This is a genomic window from Paraburkholderia sp. SIMBA_053, from assembly GCF_046534895.1.
GTDB classification, from domain to species: Bacteria; Pseudomonadota; Gammaproteobacteria; order Burkholderiales; family Burkholderiaceae; genus Paraburkholderia; species Paraburkholderia caledonica.
This window is the reverse complement of sequence record NZ_JAWRXU010000002.1, coordinates 960,460-982,694: the sequence shown is the minus strand read 5'-3', so window position 1 is coordinate 982,694 and position 22,235 is coordinate 960,460. Positions and strand designations below refer to the sequence as shown.

General features: G+C 59.3%; 19 protein-coding genes. 5 read left to right on the top strand and 14 right to left on the bottom strand.

Annotation, left to right across the window (positions count from 1 at the left end; genetic code table 11):
* Positions 1 to 10: 10 nt before the first annotated feature.
* The 5 genes from benD to catA all read right to left on the bottom strand — a co-directional run bounded on the left by benD (position 11) and on the right by catA (position 4,731).
* The gene (benD, locus tag SB753_RS10905) at positions 11 to 787 is read right to left on the bottom strand and encodes a benzoate diol dehydrogenase BenD (protein WP_410800172.1); all 777 of its coding nucleotides are present in this window, start codon (positions 785 to 787) and stop codon (positions 11 to 13) included.
* Positions 784 to 1,806 (bottom strand): benzoate 1,2-dioxygenase electron transfer component BenC, encoded by a 1,023-nt coding sequence (gene benC / locus SB753_RS10900; RefSeq protein WP_410800171.1) that lies wholly within the window; start codon positions 1,804 to 1,806, stop codon positions 784 to 786. The genes benD and benC overlap by 4 nt, the downstream gene beginning before the upstream one ends.
* Positions 1,807 to 1,845: 39 nt before the next feature.
* Positions 1,846 to 2,334 (bottom strand): benzoate 1,2-dioxygenase small subunit, encoded by a 489-nt coding sequence (benB, locus tag SB753_RS10895; RefSeq protein ID WP_088174421.1) that lies wholly within the window; start codon positions 2,332 to 2,334, stop codon positions 1,846 to 1,848.
* Positions 2,331 to 3,689, bottom strand: coding sequence for a Rieske 2Fe-2S domain-containing protein (locus SB753_RS10890; protein ID WP_410800170.1), 1,359 nt, complete (start codon positions 3,687 to 3,689; stop codon positions 2,331 to 2,333). The genes benB and SB753_RS10890 overlap by 4 nt, the downstream gene beginning before the upstream one ends.
* 106 nt (positions 3,690 to 3,795) lie before the next feature.
* Entirely contained in the window at positions 3,796 to 4,731 is a 936-nt protein-coding gene (gene catA, locus SB753_RS10885; protein ID WP_410800169.1) for a catechol 1,2-dioxygenase, read from the bottom strand.
* 174 nt (positions 4,732 to 4,905) lie between these two features.
* Here catA and SB753_RS10880 point away from each other — a divergent pair, with 174 nt between their 5' ends.
* The 3 genes from SB753_RS10880 to catC all read left to right on the top strand — a co-directional run bounded on the left by SB753_RS10880 (position 4,906) and on the right by catC (position 7,415).
* Positions 4,906 to 5,829, top strand: coding sequence for a LysR family transcriptional regulator (locus tag SB753_RS10880; protein ID WP_027804322.1), 924 nt, complete (start codon positions 4,906 to 4,908; stop codon positions 5,827 to 5,829).
* A gap of 104 nt (positions 5,830 to 5,933) precedes the next feature.
* Positions 5,934 to 7,061: a muconate/chloromuconate family cycloisomerase gene (locus SB753_RS10875; RefSeq protein WP_410800297.1), complete on the top strand. Its 1,128-nt coding sequence runs from the start codon at positions 5,934 to 5,936 to the stop codon at positions 7,059 to 7,061.
* 75 nt (positions 7,062 to 7,136) lie between these two features.
* On the top strand, positions 7,137 to 7,415 hold the full coding sequence (gene catC, locus SB753_RS10870) for a muconolactone Delta-isomerase (protein ID WP_087754610.1): 279 nt from the start codon (positions 7,137 to 7,139) through the stop codon (positions 7,413 to 7,415).
* Positions 7,416 to 7,452: 37 nt separating this feature from the next.
* Here the strand turns inward: catC and SB753_RS10865 are convergent, their stop codons facing one another.
* The 8 genes from SB753_RS10865 to SB753_RS10830 form a co-directional block, all read right to left on the bottom strand.
* Positions 7,453 to 9,339: a methyl-accepting chemotaxis protein gene (locus SB753_RS10865; protein ID WP_410800168.1), complete on the bottom strand. Its 1,887-nt coding sequence runs from the start codon at positions 9,337 to 9,339 to the stop codon at positions 7,453 to 7,455.
* Between the two features lie 336 nt (positions 9,340 to 9,675).
* Positions 9,676 to 11,100, bottom strand: coding sequence for an amidohydrolase family protein (locus SB753_RS10860; protein ID WP_410800167.1), 1,425 nt, complete (start codon positions 11,098 to 11,100; stop codon positions 9,676 to 9,678).
* Between the two features lie 10 nt (positions 11,101 to 11,110).
* Positions 11,111 to 11,926: an ABC transporter permease gene (locus SB753_RS10855; RefSeq protein ID WP_410800296.1), complete on the bottom strand. Its 816-nt coding sequence runs from the start codon at positions 11,924 to 11,926 to the stop codon at positions 11,111 to 11,113.
* A 29-nt stretch (positions 11,927 to 11,955) separates the two neighbouring features.
* Positions 11,956 to 12,780, bottom strand: a complete 825-nt coding sequence (locus tag SB753_RS10850; RefSeq protein ID WP_410800166.1) for an ABC transporter ATP-binding protein — start codon at positions 12,778 to 12,780, stop codon at positions 11,956 to 11,958.
* 4 nt (positions 12,781 to 12,784) lie between these two features.
* Complete coding sequence (locus tag SB753_RS10845; protein ID WP_020066083.1) at positions 12,785 to 13,822, bottom strand: aromatic ring-hydroxylating oxygenase subunit alpha; 1,038 nt, start codon at positions 13,820 to 13,822, stop codon at positions 12,785 to 12,787.
* Between the two features lie 29 nt (positions 13,823 to 13,851).
* Positions 13,852 to 14,832 carry an ABC transporter substrate-binding protein gene (locus SB753_RS10840; protein WP_408171473.1) on the bottom strand — a complete coding sequence of 327 codons (981 nt, stop codon included), beginning with the start codon at positions 14,830 to 14,832 and terminating at the stop codon, positions 13,852 to 13,854.
* A gap of 550 nt (positions 14,833 to 15,382) precedes the next feature.
* Complete coding sequence (locus SB753_RS10835; protein WP_410800165.1) at positions 15,383 to 16,951, bottom strand: tetratricopeptide repeat protein; 1,569 nt, start codon at positions 16,949 to 16,951, stop codon at positions 15,383 to 15,385.
* A gap of 448 nt (positions 16,952 to 17,399) precedes the next feature.
* A complete protein-coding gene (locus tag SB753_RS10830) occupies positions 17,400 to 17,783 on the bottom strand; it encodes a nuclear transport factor 2 family protein (protein WP_020066080.1) in 384 nt (127 codons plus the stop codon).
* Between the two features lie 461 nt (positions 17,784 to 18,244).
* Between SB753_RS10830 and SB753_RS10825 the strand changes: the two genes are divergently transcribed.
* Both SB753_RS10825 and SB753_RS10820 read left to right on the top strand, forming a co-directional pair.
* Complete coding sequence (locus SB753_RS10825; RefSeq protein ID WP_410800164.1) at positions 18,245 to 18,850, top strand: hypothetical protein; 606 nt, start codon at positions 18,245 to 18,247, stop codon at positions 18,848 to 18,850.
* Positions 18,851 to 19,144: 294 nt separating this feature from the next.
* A complete protein-coding gene (locus SB753_RS10820) occupies positions 19,145 to 21,022 on the top strand; it encodes a potassium transporter Kup (RefSeq protein WP_027804319.1) in 1,878 nt (625 codons plus the stop codon).
* 199 nt (positions 21,023 to 21,221) lie between these two features.
* Here SB753_RS10820 and SB753_RS10815 read toward each other — a convergent pair whose 3' ends face one another.
* A complete protein-coding gene (locus SB753_RS10815) occupies positions 21,222 to 22,145 on the bottom strand; it encodes a helix-turn-helix transcriptional regulator (RefSeq protein ID WP_410800163.1) in 924 nt (307 codons plus the stop codon).
* Positions 22,146 to 22,235 lie beyond the last annotated feature (90 nt).

Sequence of the window (22,235 nt, the reverse complement as noted above, 5' to 3'; positions counted from 1 at the left end):
TGAGTTGGCGCTAGCCGTTGTCGCCGCCGGCAACCGGCAACACGGCGCCCGTGATGTAGCCAGCTTCGTCGGATGCAAGAAAGAGAATCGGCGCGACCTGTTCTTCAAGCGTTCCATAGCGCTTGAAGAAGGTGGACTCGGCCACCTGCTTCACGGCTTCGTTCATCCAGGTCCTCTCCGCTTCGTTATCTCCGGCTTCGTTGCGAGGCACGCGTCGCGGAGGGGCCTCTGTCCCGCCAGGTGCGGCAGCAACCACGCGGATGTTGCATTCGCCGTATTCCATCGCGAGCGACTGCGTGAGGGCATTGACGCCGCCCTTGGCAGCCGAGTAGGGAACGCGGCGAATGCCTCGCGTTGCATTCGATGAGACGTTGACGATCGTTCCACGGCCTTGCGTTAGCATCTGAGGCAGAACAGCGTGGCACGCGTAGAGGGTTGGCATCAGGGAACGGCGGATTTCAGCATCAATCTGGGCCGGTTCGAACTCCGCGAAAGGCCGCATGCGAATGGCGCCGCCGACACCATTCACCAGGATGTCGATCCGGCCGAACTTTTGCGCGGCAAAAGCCATTGCCGAAGCCGCACCTTCGTATGTCTCGAGGTCGGCGACGAAGCCGGCTGTCTCGGCGCCGATCGCCTCGGCGGCGACATCGTGAACAAACTCAGCGCGGTCCACAAGCAGTACTTGCGCACCCTCCGATGCTGCACGCAGAGCAACGCCACGCCCGATTCCCTGCGCCGCTCCCGTGACCACCACTACCTTGCCTTCGAACCGTTGCGCGTTCATGCGTCCACCGGGGCAGCGTTGGGGGTAAATTTTTCGTAGTGAAAGCTGGCTGGCTCTACGCCGTTTTCGTCGAAGTATTGGCGTACGGCGTCCACCATCGGCGGCGGGCCGCACAGGTACACGTCGACATCTCCGTCGTTCAAACATTCTGCGGGCATGTGCTGTGTCACCCAGCCCTTGCGCGGGTGCACGGATTCGGTTGCGGCCACAACGGTGCTGAACGTGAAATTCGGAAGCCTCAACGTGTATGCCTGAATGTCTTCGACCAGAACCAGGTCGAGGTCTCGCGTCACACCGTAGATGAGGTGCACCTTCTGCTGGGAGTTCACGCGGGCCAACACTTCCAGCATCGACAGGAATGGGGCCAGCCCAGTACCTCCGGCGAGGAACAACAAGGGCCGTTCGACTACACGCAAATAGAAGGTGCCCATCGGTCCAGTCAACTGAACCTTGTTGCCCGGCTGGGCCGATTCGAGCCATGTGCTCATGACGCCGCCGGAAATCTTCTTGATCAAAAAGCAGATTTTCGATTCGCCGGGCAACGAGGAGAACGAGTAGGAGCGATGCTGGCCGCTGCCGGGTATATCGATGTTGACGTACTGACCGGCAAGAAAAACGGGCGGAGCGCCGTCAACATCCATCTCAAGCACGACGGCTGCGTCGTTGTGCTTTTCGACCTTTGTGACCGTCGCGGCGAACTTGCTCTGCTCAGTCTTGCAGGCCGTCGACGACGCGGGGACGGCAATGACACAATCGCTTTCCGGAACCATCTGACATGTGAGGACGAGACCGCTTTGCTTCTCGTCGTCGGTCAACGCGTCTTCTATATAGTCGTCGCCCATATCGTAGCGGCCACTCTCCGCCCGGCATTTGCAGGTACCGCATACGCCGTCAGAACAGTCCATCGGCAAGTTGATTCTGGCGCGAAAGGCGGCGTCGAGAACTTTCTCGCCGGCCTTGCATTCGACGAAGCGGGTTACTCCGTCTTCGAAGTTCAGTGCAATGTTGTAGCTGGACATGTTGTCTCCTACTTCCTTGTCTCTATTCGACCGGTCGCATCAAACGTGATAGACGTCGAGTACCTGTCGGATATAGTCGTTCTTCAGTGCAATCTTCTTGCTGGCAATCAGCAGGCGGTCGTCGACCTTGCGCAAGGTGACGTACATCGTGCCGAAGAACTGGTCGGTAATCCTGTAGCGATGAATGAGCGTGTTGAAGTTGTACCGAAGGTCCACCTCGTTATCACGTTCAGCCAGCACTTCCACATTGGTCACGTTATGGCTCGTGCGCGGTTCCGGCATCGAAGCACCGCTACGTTCGGTCTTGATGCGGAACACTCGGTCTTCGAGGCCGCCGCGATCCGGGTAGTACATCAACGAAATCTGCGTCTGCGGGTCTTCTGTCAGCCTGTCATCGTCGTCCCACGCCGGCATCCAGTAAGTGACGTCCTCGGTGTAGCAGGCGAGCCACTCATCCCATTGACGGTCATCCAGGAAACGGGCTTCCTGATAGAGCGCGCGACATACTTTTTGATAGTCGAAGCTCATACCGTCGCCTCCGCCCGTTCTTTTCGCAACGCTTCGCGCATGACCTGCAGCCAGTACTCGTGCTGAACGACAAAGAGGCCCTCGTCTTCGCTCCGCTCTCCGGAGATGAGCGGATTCAAGCCCATGCTTTTGGCGTTTTCGTCGGGTCCGTGAATCCACAGCGGAGCACCGCGCGAGAGGTCGTTCCACATCGTCGTTGAACCGGCGTAACCGGATTGGCACGCGCGAAATTCTTCGAGGTCGTCGCTGGTCCCCATGCCAGATACGTTGAAGAAATCTTCGTATTGGCGAATGCGGGTCGCGCGGTCTTCGGCACTCTCGCCCTTGGGGGCGAAACAGAAGATGCTGACTTCGGTCCGGTCTACGCTAATCGGACGAACCACACGAATCTGCGTGCTGAACTGATCCATCAGAAAGACATTGGGATAAAGGCACAGATTGCGAGTCTGGTTGATGACGAATTTGCCCTTGTCTTCGCCCACACGCGCCGTGATTTCGTCGCGGTGCCGATAAACCGGTCTCACTTCCGGGTTCATCGTATTCGTCCACAGCAGGATATGACCATGCTCGAAGCCGTACACGCCGGCAATCGACTTGCTCCAACTGTTCGCATCCACTGCCTTGGTGCCTTCTTCTTTGCGCCGGCCCATCGTCGCGGCATAGTTCCAGTGGACGGTGCTGACGTGATAACCGTCGCAACCGTTTTCCATCTGCATCTTCCAGTTGCCGTCGTAGATATACGAGGAGTTTCCGCGCAACACCTCCAGGCCGTCGGGTGCTTGCGCAACGATCTGATCGATGATGACCTTCGTCTCGCCGAGGTAATCCTCAAGCGGCATCACGTCGGAATTAAGACTGCCGAACAGAAAGCCGCGATAGCTCTCGAAGCGCGCAACCTTCTTCAGGTCGTGAGAACCTTGCTTGTTGAATTGCACTGGATATTCGGTGGTCTTCTCATCCTTCACTTTCAGAAGCTTCCCCGCATTCGAGAAAGTCCAACCGTGAAAAGGGCAGGTGAAACTGCTCTTGTTGCCGTGCTTGCGGCGACACAGCATTGCACCTTTGTGCGCGCAAGCATTGATGACCGCGTGCAATTCGCCGGCCTTGTCACGGGTAATGACGATCGGCTGACGACCAATCGACGTGGTGTAGTAGTCGTTGTTATCAGGAATCTGGCTTTCGTGTGCGAGATAAACCCAGTTGCTCTCGAAGATGTGCTTCATCTCGAGTTCGTACAAATCGGCGTTGGTGAAGATGTCACGGCGGCAGCGGAAAACACCGTTTTCTTTGTCGTCTTGCACTGCGTTACTCAGCAGGTCTTCCAGCTTCAACGCCTTGTCGATAATTGCAGACATGTTTGCTCTCCCTATGCGGGCTCCATGGCGGAGCCCTTGCATCGGTTCAGTGATTTATGTGGAGAATCAGGCGGCGAGTCGGTCAGAAAGCCGCCGTGTCGAGCGGTTAAACCGCGGCTGACGCCCTCGGGCGATTGACCAACTGAGTGTCCTTACCCTCGATCAATGGGCTCAGCGCAATGTCGAACTGGATCTCTTTGTACGCATCCGCCTTGAGACCCAACGCAGTGCCGCCGGTCTTCTCGACCACGTGAGGTACGAGTTCCTCGCGGGTCGCATAGGCGAAGTCGTCCCAGATCAGCGGGTCGCCTTCGATGTTGATTTGCGTCGTCAGCTTGCGTGTTTTATCGCTGGTGACGAAGAAGTGCACATGCGCCGGACGATTACCGTGTCGAGCAAGCATGTTCAGCAGTTGCTGGGTCGCGCCGTGCGGCGGGCAGCCGTAGCCAACCGGCATGAGTGTGCGGAATTCGTATTTACCGTCGGCACCGGTTCGCACTGCGCCGCGAAGGTTGAACTCGCTTTGTGCACCGGTCGGGTCGAAGTGCGAATAGAAGCCCTTCGAGTTGGCATGCCAGCACTCGACCACCGCGCCCGCCACGGGCTTGCGATCAGGTCCGGTCACGGTGCCATGAATGATGAGCGGGCCGGCGTCTTCGTCGGGATTGATATCGATTTTCGACACACCGTCGCGAACCGGCGCGCCGGCGACATACAACGGTCCTTCAATGGTTCGCGGCGTGCCGCCATGGATGTCTGCCTCGAGGTCCTGCGCATCCATGCGAATGTCGAGATACTTTTCCAGCCCAAGACCTGCAGCCAGAAGCGCCGCTTCGCCGTCTTGTCCGAGCTTATTGAAGTAGGTCACGCCCGCCCAGATTTCATCGGGGGTCATGTCGAGGTCGTCGATAGCCTTGAACAGGTCGCTCAACAGGCGATGGGTGATCTCCTTGGCGCGGGCATTGCCGTCCTCGCGACCAAGGTTGGCGGCGGCCGCGAGAAGGTTCTGCACTTCGTTCGTTTCAAACACTTTGGCGTTCATTGTCTGCTCCTGACTCTCTATTTTTCGATGGGGTTAACCCTTGTTTCTGCGCAGTTCAAGTATGCTCAGAAGGTATAATCGGGTTGTGAAACTCGGTATGAATGCAGGATAGTTGAGGCCAAACCGACCGGTCCAACACCGATTTAGTATCGGGCTATATCTGAGAGGTATTAAATGGAGCTACGACACCTCCGGTACTTCGTGGCGGTTGCCGAGGAGCGGAACTTCACGCGTGCCGCGCAACGGCTTCACATCGCCCAGCCCCCGCTCAGTCGGCAGATACAGCAACTGGAAGAGACGTTGGGCGTGCAACTCTTCGAAAGAAACTCGCGCCCGCTGAAACTGACGGAGACAGGTAAGTTCTTTTACGGCCACGCGGTGCAATTGCTGGCACAGACTTCAGAACTCGAATCGATGACGCGCAGAGTCGGCAACATCGAGCGCAGCATGTCCGTCGGCTTTGTCGCATCCACGCTCTACGGGTTGCTGCCAAAAATAATCCGTCGCTTTCGCGACGAAAACCCGACCGTCGAACTCAGCCTTCACGAAATGTCGACTACCGACCAGATCAGGGCGCTCAAGGACGGCCGCATCGACATCGGCTTTGGCCGCATCCGGCTAGAAGATCCGAACATAAGGCGAGTGGTTCTGCGAGAAGAGAAGATGATTGTCGCGTTCCCTCTCGGCCACCCGCTTTCGATTTCCAGGCCTGTGTCGGCCTTGCGCGACCTCGTAAACGAAACGCTCATCATCTACCCGAAAACGCCCCGTCCGAGCTACGCGGACCAGGTCCTCGCTGCTTTCCAGGATCGCGGATTGAAGCCCCGAAAGATCTATGAAGTCCGCGAAATACAGATTGCGTTGGGGCTAGTCGCCGCAGGCGAGGGGATTTCCATTGTCCCGAGCAGCGTCTATGGTTTGAAGCGCGACGACGTGAGCTACAAGGAACTGGACGACCCGACTCTGGTGTCGCCAATCATCATGAGTGTGCGTGCGATGGACGAGTCGCGCGACATCAGCGAGATGCTCGATCTGATTTATCGGCTGTACGAGGAAGAGCAGGTGGCATCCGTCGCCCGCACGGACGGGGGTCGGTAAGCCTGTCATACCTCGCGGGTATGGCACTAGACGTCGATGGTCTTGGACAGGGGAAGATTGCGCGCGCAATACTTCTGCAACCCATCCACCTCGTCATCCCAGGTATGAATCCCCAAATCACCTCTGTCGAAGCGATTCTGGTTGACCTTCCAACCATTCGCGCGCATCAGCTCTCCATGGCGACGATGCAGCAACAAACCATGGTCATCATCCGCCTTCGCGCGAGCGACGACATCGAGGGCATAGGGGAGGCGACCACTATCGGCGGTCTCTCTTACGGCGAAGAAAGTCCCGAAGGCATCAAACTGACCATCGACACATATCTGGCGCCAGTGTTGGTGGGACAAGACGCGACGAACATCAACGGCGTCATGCTCAAGCTGAACAAGGCGGCCCGCGGCAACCGGTTCGCCAAGTCCGGCATTGAAACGGCGCTGCTGGACGCACAGGGCAAACGTCTTGGTGTGCCGCTGTCGGCACTGCTAGGCGGATCTGTTCGCAAGACGCTTCCGGTGCTTTGGACGCTCGCGAGCGGCGATACCCATCGCGACATCGAAGAAGCCGAAATGCTTCTTGCCGAACGTCGGCACGATACGTTCAAGCTGAAGATTGGACGGCGTAGCGTTCGCGACGACGTAGCGCACGTGTCCAAAATCAAGGCCGCCCTCGGGGACCGCGCAAGAATCACCGTGGACGTGAATCAGGCATGGAACGAAATCGATGCTGCGCTGGGAATTGCCGCGCTGGAAGCGGCCGGCATCGACCTTATCGAGCAACCCACGCCGCGCGAGCAACGCGGCGCGCTTGCCCGCCTCGCTGCTCGCTTCATCGTGCCGATCATGGCGGACGAGGGCGTTACAGGTCCCGAAGACGCTCTCGATCTTGTACGTGGCTCGTGCGCTGACGTTTTCGCGCTGAAGATTGCGAAGTCCGGCGGTATCTACGCGATGATGCGGACCGCTGCCGTCGCCGACGCCGCCGGCGTGGCGCTATACGGCGGCACCATGCTCGAAGGCAGCATCGGCTCGATTGCTTCCGCGCACGGATTCAGTGCACTTCCGCAATTGTCATGGGGTACTGAGCTTTTTGGGCCACTCCTGCTAAAGGATGACGTGGTGACGGCTCGCCCCCGGTATCACGACTTCGACTTGCATCTTCCTGAAGGGCCGGGGCTCGGACTTCAGATCGATGAAGAAAAGCTCGCTTTTTACCGCCGTGATAAACAGGCCTGAGCACACCGGGCCGTTCCACATTCTTTATGACGCAATCGCCAGCAATGGAGAAGGGCGTCGCGCAAGGAGGAGAACATGCTGTATCTCGCAAGAATGGATGTACACCTGCCGCAAGATATGCCGGTCGTTCAGGCCAATGAGATCAAGGCCCGCGAAAAGGAATATTCGCAAGAATTACAGCGACAGGGGAAATGGCAGCAATTGCACCGGGTCGTCGGACAGTATGCGAACTACAGTATCTTCGACGTCGACTCGCACGACGAGCTACACGAGATTCTTTCTGGCCTACCGCTATTTCCGTACATGTCGATCGAGGTGACAGCGCTTGCACGTCACCCTTCGTCGATACGATAGAAGCCCGGACCGATAGGTCGAGGCAGTGCCGCCAGCCCTACAGCTTGAAAAAGCGGACGGTGGAATTGAGCTCGTGGCCCTGCGACTTGAGCGAATCCGAAGCCGCGGCTATTTCCTCGACAAGTGCGGCATTCTGCTGGGTCGATTGGTCCATCAAGGCGACTGCCTGATTCACTTCATCGATCGCGCGGCTCTGTTCGCGAGCCGACGTGGCAATCTCGCCCGTGATCGTCGCGACATGCGAAATAGCGGTGGCCAACTCGGCAATGGTCTTTCCGGCGAGGTTGACCTGTTCGGCACCCGCCTCGACATTCACGACCGATGACTCCAGCAGTCCCTTGATCTCTTTGGCTGCGGTCGTTGAGCGTTGGGCAAGGTTGCGAACTTCGGCGGCGACGACGGCAAAGCCGCGTCCGCTTTCGCCCGCACGGGCGGACTCAACCGCTGCGTTCAAAGCGAGGATGTTCGTCTGGAATGCGATGCCTTCTATCATGCCGACGATCCCTACAATCTTGCTGGATTGCTCGACCGCGGCGTTCATCGTGTTCGCGGCCTTCAAAACCGCTTCATTCCCGCGATGCGCTGTCTCTACTGCGCCGCTCGCCACGCTATTGGCGCTCTTCGCCTGTTCGGCCGTACCGCGTACCGTTCCGGCAAGCTCCTCCATACTCGCAGCCGTCTGCTGCAGCGAAGCCGCCTGCTGCTCAGTCCGCGATGACAGGTCCAGATTGCCTGACGATACTTCGCCCGCCGCGAGTTCGAGATGGCCGCTGCTGCTCACGAACTTCTGCATCACGCCGTGGAGCTTCGCGACAAACGCATTGAACTGACGCGCGAGAAGTCCAACTTCATCTTCGCTATCGAGCGGCAGCCGCCGGGTCAGGTCACCGTCGCCGGCCGCGATCTCATGCATCGAGCTGGCGAGGCTGCGGATCGGACCGGTCATCTTCCGCCCGAGCAGGATCGTCATGCCAAGTCCTGCGGCCAGCACGAGAAGACCCGTCGCGATCAGCGTCAAAGTCAGCTTGTTGGCGGCCGCCATCATTTCCGGCCCTGGCACCAGGGCGAAGTATTTCCAGCCGTTCTTCGGCGACGTATAGACGAAGGATTCGTATGAAACGCCGTCCATCTGCACAGTGGTCAGCCCATCGGACGACGCGGCCAGTTGCGCGTAGCCGCCGCCAAGGCTTTTCAGATCCTTGAACTCGTGTTCCTTGGCCCTGGGGTCGATCAGGATCTTTCCGTTGTTGTCCGCGACGAGCAGGTAACCCGTCTTGCCGAACTTGATACCGCTGGTCAGTCGAGCGAAGTCAGCAAGCGAGATGTCGCCCTCGAGCACGCCGAGGATTTCTCCCTTGCTGTCTTTCACGACACGAGCAAACGAAATGATCGCACCGCCCGAACCCGCTGCGCTCAGATAGGGAGCAGGGCGCACGACGCGATCGGGCGCCGTCAACGCTAACTGATACCACGGCCTCACGCGAGGATCGTAGTGATCGCCATTCATGCTCTCGATTGGCCACTGGACGTAGCCGCCCCAGCGCGTACCGATATCGAGGTATCGCATGTTCGGGTGACTGTCGCCGAACTGCTTGAGCAGGGCGAAAATGGTTTTTTCAGTTTCGCCGTTAGCATCCGGCGTCATCTGCCCGCCGTGGCTCAGATAATCGGTGATGCTCTCGTCAGCCGCTCTTAGTTGCGTTGTCTGCACCAGGTAGCTGATGTTTTGCTCGACCTCGCGGAAATTGGTGTCGAGCGATTCATCGGCCTGAAGAATGCGCTCATGGCTGGATCGCTCGAACTGGTCGACAGCCTGCTGCCGCACATTGCGCGCGCCGACCGTGGTGAGAAGAAGAACCGCAACCGCGAGTGCAGCACCGGCCACAGCGCTGAACTTGAAGGCGATCGAACTCGTAAGCTTCACAAATGACCTCTGAGCAGTATCTGAATCTGAACCGTAATGTTTTGTTGAGCGCAACGGCCACAGAGCGGGCCGTTATGATGGTTGTCGGCCTGGTTTCTGGGTGCTTGAGCGGAGTTGGTGCCAAACTTCGAAATATTTCTGCGGCATGCGCGCGTGTCGTGTTGGCGTTGGGGATTGTTTGCGCTGAGGGGGGGCCGTGGGCTCGGGCGCATTCAGGAACAATTTTCCCACCGCAGTTGGCGCGCAAAATTGTTCCTTTAGGCAGTATGTCAGTCGAGGGCCGCCGTAGCAGGCCTGACTGCGCCACCGGAGATGCACCAGCGGGCAAAGCCGCCGTTACGCCACTTCTGCCAGTATCCCGCTGACCTCGGCCAGCGCTTGCCGTCGCAGCTCGCCGAGATCGACATTCGCCACGGCATCGTCCTTCACCACGCAGCGCCCCGCCGAGAATAGTGCCGCGACCGTCGGCCGTCCGCCCGACACCACCGGTCCGATCGCTGGATCGTGCAGACCGAAGTAGCGGGGATCGTCGAGCCGGTACACGGCGATATCGGCGGAGTAGCCCGGCGCGATCCGCCCGACGCCTTCGAGTCCAAGCACGCGCGCGCCACCCGCCGTCCCCCAGTGCACGACTTCTTCCACCGAAGCAGCGTCGGCGCCGCCTTCGAACGTGCCGCCCCGATAGACAGGTTGCGCCGCCATGCCGCGCCGCGCGCGCTGCGCGAGCCACGCCATGTGGACCTCGGAGATCATGTCGGCGGCTTCGTTGGACGCCGCGCCATCGACGCCGATCGACACTCGCACGCCCGCGTCCGCCATCTGGCGCACCGGCGCGATGCCGCTGCCGAGCCGCCCGTTCGATTGCGGACAATGCGCGACCCCGGTCCCAGTCTCGGCGAGCAGCGCGATCTCGTGTGCGTCGAGCTTGACGAGATGCGCGAACCAGACGTCGTCGCCGAGCCAGTCGTATTCGCCGCAGAACTCGACCGGCGTCGCGCCATGCATCGCCTTCGCGCTGTCCTGATAGCCAACCGTCTCCGATAGGTGACTGTGCATCCTCAAGCCGAGCCTGCGCGCGACGCTGGCCGTCTCGCGCATCTCGTGCGGCGAAATCGAATAGAACACGGTGGTCGGCGCCATCGCGACACGACGCATCGCGCGCGGTGAGGCATCGTGATAAGTCGACGCCAGCCGCTCGATATCGGCGAGATAGGCATCGAGCGACTCGGGCCGAAGCGCGGTCGGCAACTCGGCTTCGAGCTGGCGCGTGCGCGTCGCGCCGCCGCGCAGCAGCACGAAGCGCAGGCCGAGCTTGTCCGCTTCGTCGAAGAGGATCGCCGAACTGTCGAACGGCATGCCCGGGTAGTACAGGTAGTTGTGGTCCGCGACCGTCGTGCAACCCGAGCGCATCAGTTCGATCAACCCGATGCGGGCAGCGAGGCGGAAGCGCTTCTCATCGAAGAGTACGCGAAAGCGATACGGCGTCGCGGCGAGCCACGGTGTGAGGGAGGCGTTGAGTCCCGCAGGATCGCCCTTGAGCAGCGACTGGAAAAGATGATGATGCGTGTTGACCCACGCCGGATAGACCACGCAATCGGAGGCATCGACGATCGTCTCGCCCTCGCGCGGCGCGAGCCTGCCAATCGCTGCGATCGCCTCGCCTTCGATGCGGATGTCCGGTCCGTCCGCGCGCGCGGGTTCTTCGGCGCTGCCGTTGCCGCCGGTCACGATGGCCGCTGCATTGCGAATCAGTATGCTCATATCGATGGTCTCAGAGTTCGCTTTCGTGCCAGCCGCGCAAGCCGATGCGCGCGGCCCACACGGTGATGCCGAACAGCACCACGCCCGTGAGCGTGATCAGAAAGAGCGCCGCAAAAAGGCGCGGAATGTTCAACTGGAATCCCGCCTGCAGAATCTGATAAGCCAGACCCGAACCGCTGCCGCCGGTTCCCGCGACGAACTCCGCGACGACCGCACCGATCAGCGAAAGTCCGCTCGAAATCCGCAAGCCGCCGAAGAAATACGGCAGCGCGCTCGGGATGCGCAGACGCACAAGCGTCTGCCAGCGTGTCGCGCGATTGATGCGAAACAGGCTGACAAGGCCCGGGTTGACGCTGCGCAAGCCGAGTGCGGTGTTCGAGATGATGGGGAACAACGCGACGAGCGTCGCGCAGATCACGAGCGCGAACGTCGTGTCCTTCACCCAGATGATGATGAGCGGCGCAATCGCGACGACTGGCGTGACCTGCAGCAAGATTGCATAAGGGAATAAGCTCGCCTCTATCAGCGGACTCTGCGCGAAGAGCAATGCGACCGCCACGCCCAGGATTGTTGCGAGTGCGAAGGCGAGCAGCGTGATCTTGAGCGTCGCGAGAAGACTCATGACGAGCATCGGGCCATCGGCGACCAATTGCAGCGCGATGTCATGCGGCGCGGGCACGAGATACACCGGCACTTTGAAGAGCGCGCACCAGCCTTCCCAGACCAGCAGCATCAATATGCCGACGACACAGGGCGCCATCGCCTTCGCTACGCCGGGCCGCTGTAACAGCGGCGGGCTACGCCGGCGCGCGGCTGTCGGCTGCATCGCAGGCTTCGTTGCAAGCGTCTGACTACTCATGATTGCGCTCCTTCGGTATCGACCTGCCTGTCTTCACTCGATGCCAGATGCGCGTCGGTGATCAGGTCCGACAGCGTCTTGCAATGTTGTATGAAGGGTGCCGACACGCGATACGCTTCGTCGCGTTCGGCCGGCCCGCCGATCGGCACGTCGGCGATGATGCGCCCTGGACGCGCCTGCATCACAACCACGCGTCCCGACAGATACACCGCCTCGTAGACGCTGTGCGTGACGAACACCACGGTCATGCCGCGCTTCCTCCAGAGCGCGCGAAGATCGGCATCGAGCTTGTTGCGCGTGAATTCGTCGAGCGCCCCGAATGGCTCGTCGAGCAGCAGCAGGTCGGGTTCCGTGACGAGCGCCCGTGCCAGCGACGCACGCATCTGCATCCCGCCCGACAGCTCGCGCGGACGCGCTGTGCCGAAGCCGCCAAGACCGACGTTCGCGAGCGCCGTGGCGACACGCGCGTCGGCTTCGCGTCGCGGTACGTGCGCGAGGTCGAGCGGCAGGCGCACGTTGTCGGCAATCGACGCCCAGGGCATCAGCGTGGCTTCCTGGAACACCATCGACATGCGCCGTCCGACCGATCCGACGACGCTGAACGGCTGGCCCCACCACCGCATGTGACCGTGCGTGGGCGTCTCGATGCCCGCGAACATCTTGAGCAGCGTGCTCTTGCCACAACCCGACGGTCCGAGCAGCGAGACGAATTCTCCCGCGCCGATGGTGAGGCGTACATCGTCCAGTGCGATCGTGCCGTTCGGATAGACCTTGTCGACACGCTGGACGGCGAGGGCCGTGTCTTTGCTGTCATCGCTCATGGCCTCATGCCTCCTCTGTATCGATGCGGAACACTTCGCGCTCGCCGTGCTTTTCGAGCAGCTCGAGCAGCATGCGGCGCATCAGCAGTCCGGGCTGATCGGATGCCATGTGGCATTCCTGCTGGCGGCGCACGTCGATGCACGCGTCGTAGTCGGTGGCTTCGAGAATCTCGCGGTCTTCATCGGTGATCGGCCGGTCCCAGTCGATCAGCTCCTGGGTCGAGCATTGCTCTTCGGTGTCGTTGCGATAGAGCCATTGCACGAGCATCATCGTCCGGTCGTCGATCGGCGTTGCGCAGTTGTAGATGATGTGATGCACACCGCTTGCCGGATACATGCAGCCGAAGCGCCGCGCGAACGGCAAGTACCATCGGTTCATCAGATGGCGCTCGGTGATGTCGTCGGTGGTGCCCGTGATGCGGAAGCTCGCTTGCGGGTTACGGATCGGCACGCGCGTCTCGGCCTCAAAGCCCCATTCGTTCGGACGGAACTCGTACTTCGATGGCTTCGGATTGTCGAAGAGACCGAAGTTCGACTTGTGCACGAAGCTGAAGTGCGAATTGTCGAACGAATTCTCCATCATGCGCAGCGGGCTCGTATTCCACTGTTCGTAGAACTGCAGGATGCGCCGGTAGCCCGGTGCGGTTTCCTCGGCAAATTCGGGAATAGGCTGCAGCGGATCGTCGAGCGCAACCCACGCGTAACCGTAGCGCTCCTCGCAGCGATACGACTGCACGATCGCGCGCGACGGAATCTCGCCGCCCGCGTTTTGCGGAATGCGTACGCACTTGCCGCTGCAGTCGTAGGTCCAGCCGTGATAGCCGCAGGCGATGTTGCCATCGGCATCGACGAATCCCTTCGAGAGCTTCGCCGTGCGATGGCAACAGCGGTCGCGCAGCGCATGCGGCTTGCCGCCCGCGCCTTTCCACAGGACGATCGGTTCGTCAAGCAGCGTGAACGGCTGCGGACCTGCGTCGAGTTGCGAGATCGGCATGACCGCGTACCAGAAGCGGCGCAAAACTTTCTGACGTGTAACCAGCATGATCGGACTCCTTGATTCCGTGAAGCCGCTCAGGGCATGACCTTCGCGTTCTGGATGTACTGCAGCGTATAGGCGCTCTTATAGTCGGTGCTCGCTTTGAGCAGCTTCGCGCCGACCATGTAGTCGTAGGTCTGCTTCCAGCGCGTGTCGGTCATCGCGCCGATGCCGAGCGTCGAGGCGTCTCCGCCCGTCACGAGCTTCAGCTTCTTCAGTTGCGCCACGCCGAACGCGAGCTGCGCATCGGTCATCTCGGGATTGTCCTTCTTGATGAGCGCGTTGCCCGGCGCCGGATCGGCGAGATAGCTTTTCCAGCCTTCCATCGACGCCTTCACGAAGCGCGCGACCACATCGGGCTTCCCGGCAAGAGTCTTCTTCATGCCGACGATGGTGGTGTTGTAGGGCGGATAGCCGGCGTCGGCAAAAAGGAAAAAGTGCGTTTTCACGTTCGCGCGTTCGGCCTGGAACGTCTCGGATGACGGATACGCCTGCATCGCGACGTTCGCATCGGCGAAGAACGGCTGGATGTTGAACGTATAGGGACGCGTCTGACCGTCGCTATAGCCATACTTCTCCTTGAGCCAGGGCCACCACGACGTGCGGCCCGAGCCCGCGACGAGGATCGTCTTGCCTTTGAGGTCCGCGAGGCTCTTCACGTCGTCGTGCGTGAGCATGCCTTGCGGGTCGAACTGGAACGAGGCGGCGACCGTCGTCACCGGAATCCCCGCCTCGACGCTCGACAGCACCTGGAAGTCGTAGCCGAGAATGAAATCAGCCTGGCCGCCGACGAGCAACTGCATACCGTTGACCTGCGGGCCGCCCATCCTGATCGTGACGTCGAGCCCGGCTTTCTTGTAGAGGCCCGTGGCCTGCGCCTGATAGAAGCCGCCGTGCTCGGCCTGCGCATACCAGCTTGTCAGGATGGTGATGTGATCGTCGGCGCGCGCCGATGTCGTCGAACAGATACTCGCGGCTAGAACGATGCTGCTCAAGATGCGATTCAATACACGCATGAAAAGGGCTCCCCTGTTGGAACGTAGGAAGACCATGCGGACGTAAGAACGTGTCGGGCGCAATGCGCTCGGCGTGCCGGATGACGATCGAGGAAGATTCGGGGCGATTCACGCAACGCTTCCTGTCGACGGAATCCGGACGATTCCGTTCGAACGTCGAGGCTGGTCGACGTAGGCGCGCGATGCGCCCCAAGAGCAATGCCCCACGCCGGTCAAGATACACCGACGCTAGCCGCTTATACTCTGCAACGCTTTAAGCGATATCCATGCCAGAGATTCGTTGCCGGGACTGGCGTGCCTCGGGTTGTTGCAAGCCTGTCCGAGAGGGCGATACAGGGGCAACGGCGCCCAATCATGAGGCATGGACGCACTGTGAAGGAACGCATTCCTCACAGAGAGACGTTGTACGGTTTTATAAAGGTAGGTGAAAACCCAACCCTTTTTCTGACGGACGCTCTTCAATCAGACGCAAACGATTTTAAAGAGATCGAATACAGATGGGGCTCGCCGCGAGCACATGAATGGGCGCTCGCTGTTCGCAGGGCGCCGTTCACGGGCCCCGCCAAGCGTCGAGTTCTGCGCGAAGCGCAGCCACTACGCCAGTCCAGTCGCCTCGTGTCGTTTGTCGAAACAAGTGCGCCTGTGCGTACCATGGACTATCACTTCTGTCGAGTTGCCATCTCCAGTCCGGCATGAACGGCACAGCAATCCATACGGGCTTTCCGAGCGCCCCCGCCAGATGCGCTACGGCCGTGTCGACGCTGATCACGAGGTCGAGGCGAGCGATCAGCGCAGCCGTCTCAGCGAACGTAGTAAGCTGCGCGGAAACATCGCGCAGCAGCGCGCGCTGCTCAAGCTGCGCGAGGCACGTCCGATCACTGTCACGTACATCATGTTGCAACGCGAAGAAGTCCGCGTCGGCATCGAATAACGGCGTCAGTTGTTCGAGCGATATAGACCGGTTGTGGTCATTCACATGTGTCCGGCTTCCCGACCATACGATCCCAACCTTCCGCCGTCGAGCAGAGGCGGTAAACAGATCGTCCCATTGACGGACAAGCGCGTCGTCTGCGTGAACATATGGACCGGTCACCGCGAGATCGGGTGCGCGAACCTTGAGCGCAAACGGCAGACTCAGGGTCGGAATGTGATAATCGAAATGGGGCACTTCTCCCGTCTCGCCGATGACTTCGGCCGCGCCCCGATAATTCTTCAGAAGCGGCAGCAGTGCATCCTGAACGCGCAACACGACGCGAGCTCCAGCCGCACTGAGCCGATCCACGAAGCGCACAAATTGCAGCGTGTCGCCAAACCCCTGCTCGTGATGAACGAGTATTGTCCTGTCACGTATCGGTTGGCCGCCGGTCCACAGAGTGCTCTGCGGAAAGCCGTGGCTACCGGTGCCATCGCGCCAACGCCATTCGTATTCGCGCCAGCCGTGTTCGAATTCGCCGAGCAGCAAATTCGTCTGAGCCCGATTGGTGCGGGCACCGACGTCGTTCGGATCGATCGAAAGGGCCTTCTTGAATTGAAGCAACGCCTCATCGAAGCGTCGCAGATCTCGCAATGCGACACCGAGATTGACGTATGCGCGCACGAAACGCGGCTTGAGCGCGATCGCCTGCCGGTAAGCATCCAGTTCGTCCTCATAGCGCTCCAACTTACCGAGCAGCGAGCCCCGGTTGTAATGCGCTTCGGCTGACTGCGGCTGGATTTTGCACAGATGCACCAGGATTTCGAGTGCACGCTGCAATTCGCCAAGCTGTATCAGCTCCATTGCGACGCCATGCAATGAAGCGGCATGGTCTGGAAACCGGGCCAGGCAGCGCTCGAACAGCGCTATTGCATCGTCGTGACGTTGCGCCAACTGACACACCCGCGCGGCGAAATTCAGTTGTTCAAACGACACGGACATGTGCGCCGATGCCTGTATCAGAAACTCTGCAGCGCGTGCATGATCGCCTTGTTCGGCGGCGATGTAACCGAGGCCCGAAAGCGCTTCACTGTGGTCGGGGACGCTTGCGAGAATACCGTGCAGCAGACTTGCGGCATCGTCGAGTTGACCGGCCATGAGGCTCTTTTGGGCGGCGGCGAGAGCGTGTTCAATGTCGTGACTCATGGCGATATGGGACCGCGCAAAATGCGATCTGTCGACGGTTGCATACGCCTCATTGTACGGGGGCGCGTAACGCGTACGCGCATCCGGGACGACACCCGACATCACGGCCGAGCAAAAGGCAACGCGACCCGGAGGCGACACTCACAATCCCCCCACAGCGGCCACTCAGATTGGCGACAAAGTACGCCCTGTACGGTTTGAGCAGAGCCCGATTGGCCCCCACTCGTTCCGCGAGATGGCCAATACTGTCGTGGTGCACTCGTGGCCCTTGAAGCGTCGATCATTGACGCGTTCTGATTCAACACGCTTTCCAACCGTTTTGCAGAGCCTTATCGCCGCCTTGCTCTCCGACGTCTCCGCAATGATTCGCTGAACTGCGAATTCAAGGAAGCCAAATTCCAGCGAGGCGACCATTAAGCGATTGTGCTTATCTCGCCGTAATGCATTGTCACGGGATCTGCTGAACCCATTGACTCCGCCAACCCGGCGCTTCAAAGGGATCGGAAAAGTACTGGGTCTCGTGAATGACCTTCCCCTTGCGGAACTCCATAATGCTTACCGTGTAAGCCGGCCGCCCGTCATAGGTGATGGAGTATTCCGTGATCCATAGATTACCTTCTCCTTGAATTCGCCTGACATCGAAACCTGCTGGCTTGCCTGGATGATGACTCCGCAGTGCCTGCAAATTCATTCGTCCGAGGATTCGTTCACCTGACTGGGGATAGTCACAGATGGCATCGTCATCGTAAATATCGTGTTCTGCGTCGAGATCGCCGGCCGCTGACGCTTGCCAGTGCGCATTCAGGGCTTCAATTATTTTCTCTTCCTGCATGGAGTGCCTCCGGCTACCTTACGTTCACCTATTGCGTGCGTCGTGGGATAAACCCGGGCGCCCGTTCAGACGACTTCGAGACTCCACGAAGCATGTGCTCAATGTGTGCTCTTGCCGAGGTCTAAACTTCATCGTGATGGGCAGTTGCTAGCAAGGGGACGACTTCACGAATTGTCTACGATATCTTCGAGCCAGTGTCGAACGACCGTTCCTGGCCCTATCAAGCCGGAAAACATAGATGCATGGCTCAACCCCGACCCAAAGGACCTCGAGGCAATGTACGCGATACTTGATGACAGGGACCGGCCGTACTACGGGTATCGTATGGCCGCGTGAAGACACCGCTGGCTCGTTTCCGAGCCTTTCGGGGCCGGCATCGCGAATGCCACGCGCCGAGAGGGCGAACCGACTCAGCCAAGCAGTGCAAGCTCCGGCATGGAAAACCCGGGAAGGAGGGAGACATGAGTCAATACAGCACGCGGGTTCCCCGCCTCGGCGTGGTCGCTGCGGTTATCCTGGCCGGCCCGATGCTATTCCAGCCGGCCTTTTCCCAGGACGCGAGCATCCAGAGGTCAAACCAACCAGCCGGTGCGGGAGTGCTACGACATATTCAGGCACGCATCACGGGTATAGACCTGTCACACAACAGTGTGACCTTGCGCGACACGCGCGGCGAAATGGCAGTGATAGAAGTCAGCCCGGACGTCACAGAATTAAAAGAATTTGACGTGGGGGACACGGTGAAAATCGCATATAGAAACGCAATTCTGATGCACCTCACCAAGTCCGCATCCAGTGGCATCCGCGAGCGAATCGAAACCGAGGTTGTGCAGCCAACACAGGATGGCGAAGCCAGTTCAACCCAGAGCGTGGAGTTGCTGGCGACAGTACTGAAAATCGACCGGAAGAAACGGTTGGTCACATTGCGCGGCCCGACCCTAACTGAGGAATTCGACGTTGCCCCAGATTGTTCTATTGACGGTCTGAAAATCGGAGATTCGGTCCGCGCGAAATTCGTCTCTGCCCGAGCAACTTCGGTTGAGCGGGTCGGGACTGCTCCGCAGTGATAGAAGTGTCGCCCGTCGCCACTTGTCATTGCGACGCAAAACCGTTGCGCGATGTGCATGCATCTCCAACGGACAGCGTGTGCTGGAAAAACGCGCTGCCGCCAAATAGCCGGAGCGGGCAAGAATGGCACCCGCCTATAATCACTATCAAAAGGTGGGCAGCGCCGTAGCGGGAAACTGCTGGAACGTAAGCGGAGGGCGGATGCGATGCGACGGTTGCAGAAGTTGTAGTGGGCTGGAGCAGCAGTTCGCTCCGCAGTTACATGCTTTGAGGCTCAACAATGAGGCGGCGTCGTGACTACAGACTCCAATAAAAATAGCATGGCTGCGCTGACGCTGGCTGCCATCGGAATTGTGTACGGCGATATTGGAACCAGTCCGCTCTACACAATGAAGGAGGTATTCGCGAAACATCACGGTCTTTCGCCTGTCCCCGTCAATGTGCTGGGGGTGGTCTCGCTGATTTTGTGGGGCCTAATAATCGTAATTTCGCTCAAGTACGTAACTCTTGTTTTGCGGGCGGACAACCGAGGGGAGGGCGGCATTATGGCGATGACCGCGTTAGCGCTATCGTCGGTCACTCAGAAATCCCGTTGGTACTACCCGGTGATGCTGCTTGGCATGGTCGGCGCAGGGCTGTTTTTCGGCGACGGTGTAATTACGCCAGCCATTTCAGTCCTGTCGGCCATTGAAGGGTTGGAAGTGGCCGCACCTGCTCTTAAGCCGTATGTTATCCCTGTGACATTGGCCGTTCTGGTTGCACTGTACTTGTTGCAGCGCAGGGGCACAGCCGGTATCGGAAAATGGTTCGGCCCGATTGTGCTGGTCTGGTTCATTACGCTTGCTGCGATGGGCGTTGCTAATATCGCCAAGAACCCGTTCATTCTGATTGCCTTTAATCCGCTCCACGCCCTCGGCTTTCTCATCCACAACGGGTGGTTGGCCTTCGTCGCCCTCGGTGCGGTTGTCCTGGCGCTCACTGGTGCGGAAGCGCTGTATGCCGATATGGGCCACTTTGGCAAGAAGACAGTTCGCCTGGCCTGGTTCTCTATCGTCGCTCCCGCGCTGGCACTCAATTACCTCGGGCAAGGCGCCTTGTTGTTATCGAATCCGGCAGCGGTTTCGAATCCTTTCTTTCTGCAGCTTGGCCCCTGGAGCGTCTATCCGCTCGTAGTGCTCTCGACGATGGCGACCGTTATCGCATCGCAGGCGACAATCTCTGGTGCATTTTCAGTGACCCAGCAAGCTATTGCACTGGGCTTCCTGCCCCGGATGCGCATCCGCCAGACCTCTGAAAGTCACAAGGGGCAAATCTACATCCCACTCGTCAATTGGCTTCAGCTCACGGCTGTCATATTGGCCGTTGTGGGATTCGGCTCGTCTTCCAATCTGGCTTCGGCCTATGGCATTGCTGCGACCGCTACGATGTTGACGACGACGCTGCTGACATTCTTCGTTGTTCGTTTCGGCTGGAAGTTTCCGCTGTTGCTGTCGGTCGCAGCAACCGGATTCTTCTTGACGATTGACGTCGCTTTGTTCTCTTCCACGAGTTTGAAAATCATTAGCGGCGGCTGGTTTACGCTAACAATCAGTGCGCTGATGGTCATGCTCATGCTGACGTGGCGAAGGGGGCGCGAACTGGTATTCCAAAGCCTCCAACGCCAACTCATCCCTCTCGACGACTTCCTCCAGTCGCTCTTCATCAATCCACCACTGCGCGTACCTGGTACAGCCGTCTTCTTCCGTGCAGAAGGTGACGGCGTACCCCATGCGCTGTTGCATAACCTACTGCATAACCAGGTGCTGCATGAACGAACGATATTCCTGACTGTGTACGCCACCGACATCCCCAGAGTACCGGATAGGGAACGCATCAAGGTGGTCCCGCATGGACACAACTGCTATCAAGTGAACGTCTACTATGGGTTCTCGGATGAGCGCGACATACCGCGCGCTTTGCAAGAAGGTCGGCATGCTGGGCTCTCGATTGACCCGATGCAAACCTCCTTCTTTATCGCTCGCCAGACAGTCCTCGCCACGCCGAAAGCCGGCATGGCGCTATGGCGGGAGGCCTTGTATTCCGCGATGTCTCGCAACGCTCGCGACGCGGCTGATTACTTCAAGATTCCGCCCAATCGGGTCATCGAACTGGGAGCGCAGGTGGAGATTTGAAGGGTAGTGCCAACTCGAGCGAAGAGTTTCGGGTCCGTCCTTGGCATGACGGCCTGTCGGCGCTTATCGTGGAAACCGCGATCACGCCGAACGTATATTTGCGCAAAAGCACAACTTCTAGGGCTGGGGGTGCGGTATTCGAGCCGTGCCTTGAATGAGTGCAGGACGGGCTTCGAGATGTCTGGCCGCGTCCAATCGTTCAATAGGACGTTTTTTTCCGCGGCGGCGCGACCGGCTTGCGGAAGGTTTCCAGGACCGTTGCTGCCTCGAAGGATTTCGTAGCTGAGCGTGTGCTCTTCATCAGCGCCTCAATGCGTTCCGCGGTATCCGTGGAGGGTGCGGGGGTGTACACCATGATGCGAGTACCCGGAGCATCGGGCACCTCGAGCGACAGTGCATCCAGCTCGAGTACGCCCGCAACGGGATGCTCGATCACCTTTCGCCAGTCGCTGCGCTTGAGCACGTCGTGCTCCGCCCACCATTTGCAAAACTCCGAGTCGGTGTCGTTCAGTTCCTCAACGAGATCTCGAAGGAATACTTCGCCGGAGGGACGGAGAATGTAGTCTCCGCGGAACTGTGCGAGAACGCATTTCGCATAGGCGTCCCACTCTCGGAACAGCTTTCGGGCACCTTCCGCATGAAACGTGAACCACAGGAGATTGCAACGGCCTGCCGGCAGGTTTCTGAAGTCGGTGAACACTTTAGTTGCGGCCTCGTTCCACGTGACATAGTTCCAGTTGCCGTCGACCACATAAGCCGGCATGTTGCCTAATTGCTTCAGCATCCGGCGCACGGTGTCAGTCACGTTTTGCGCGATTGGATAAGGCCCGGGCGGCGTGTAATGGTTCGCAAGTTCAAAGAGGTGTGTCCGTTCGTGCGGAGAGAGTTTCAATGCATTAGCTATGCTCTCCACGGTTCGAAACGACACGTTGACTTCGCGGCCCTGTTCGAGCCAAGCGTACCACGTGACGCTGATGCCCGCCTTCTCCGCAACCTCTTCACGACGAAGCCCAGGGGTCTTCCGGCGTGGTCCGGATGGGAAATCGATGTCTTCCGGACGCAGACGAGCTCGGCGAGTGCGCAAGAAATCGGCCAGTTCATTTAACCGCTGCTGCTTTTCCACCGATTCGTCTCCTTGAGTTTTCCTATTCCTGTTACTGCCATTACTAGTAATAGCAGTTGCTAGTTTAGCGAAACGAACCGTGTCACTCTG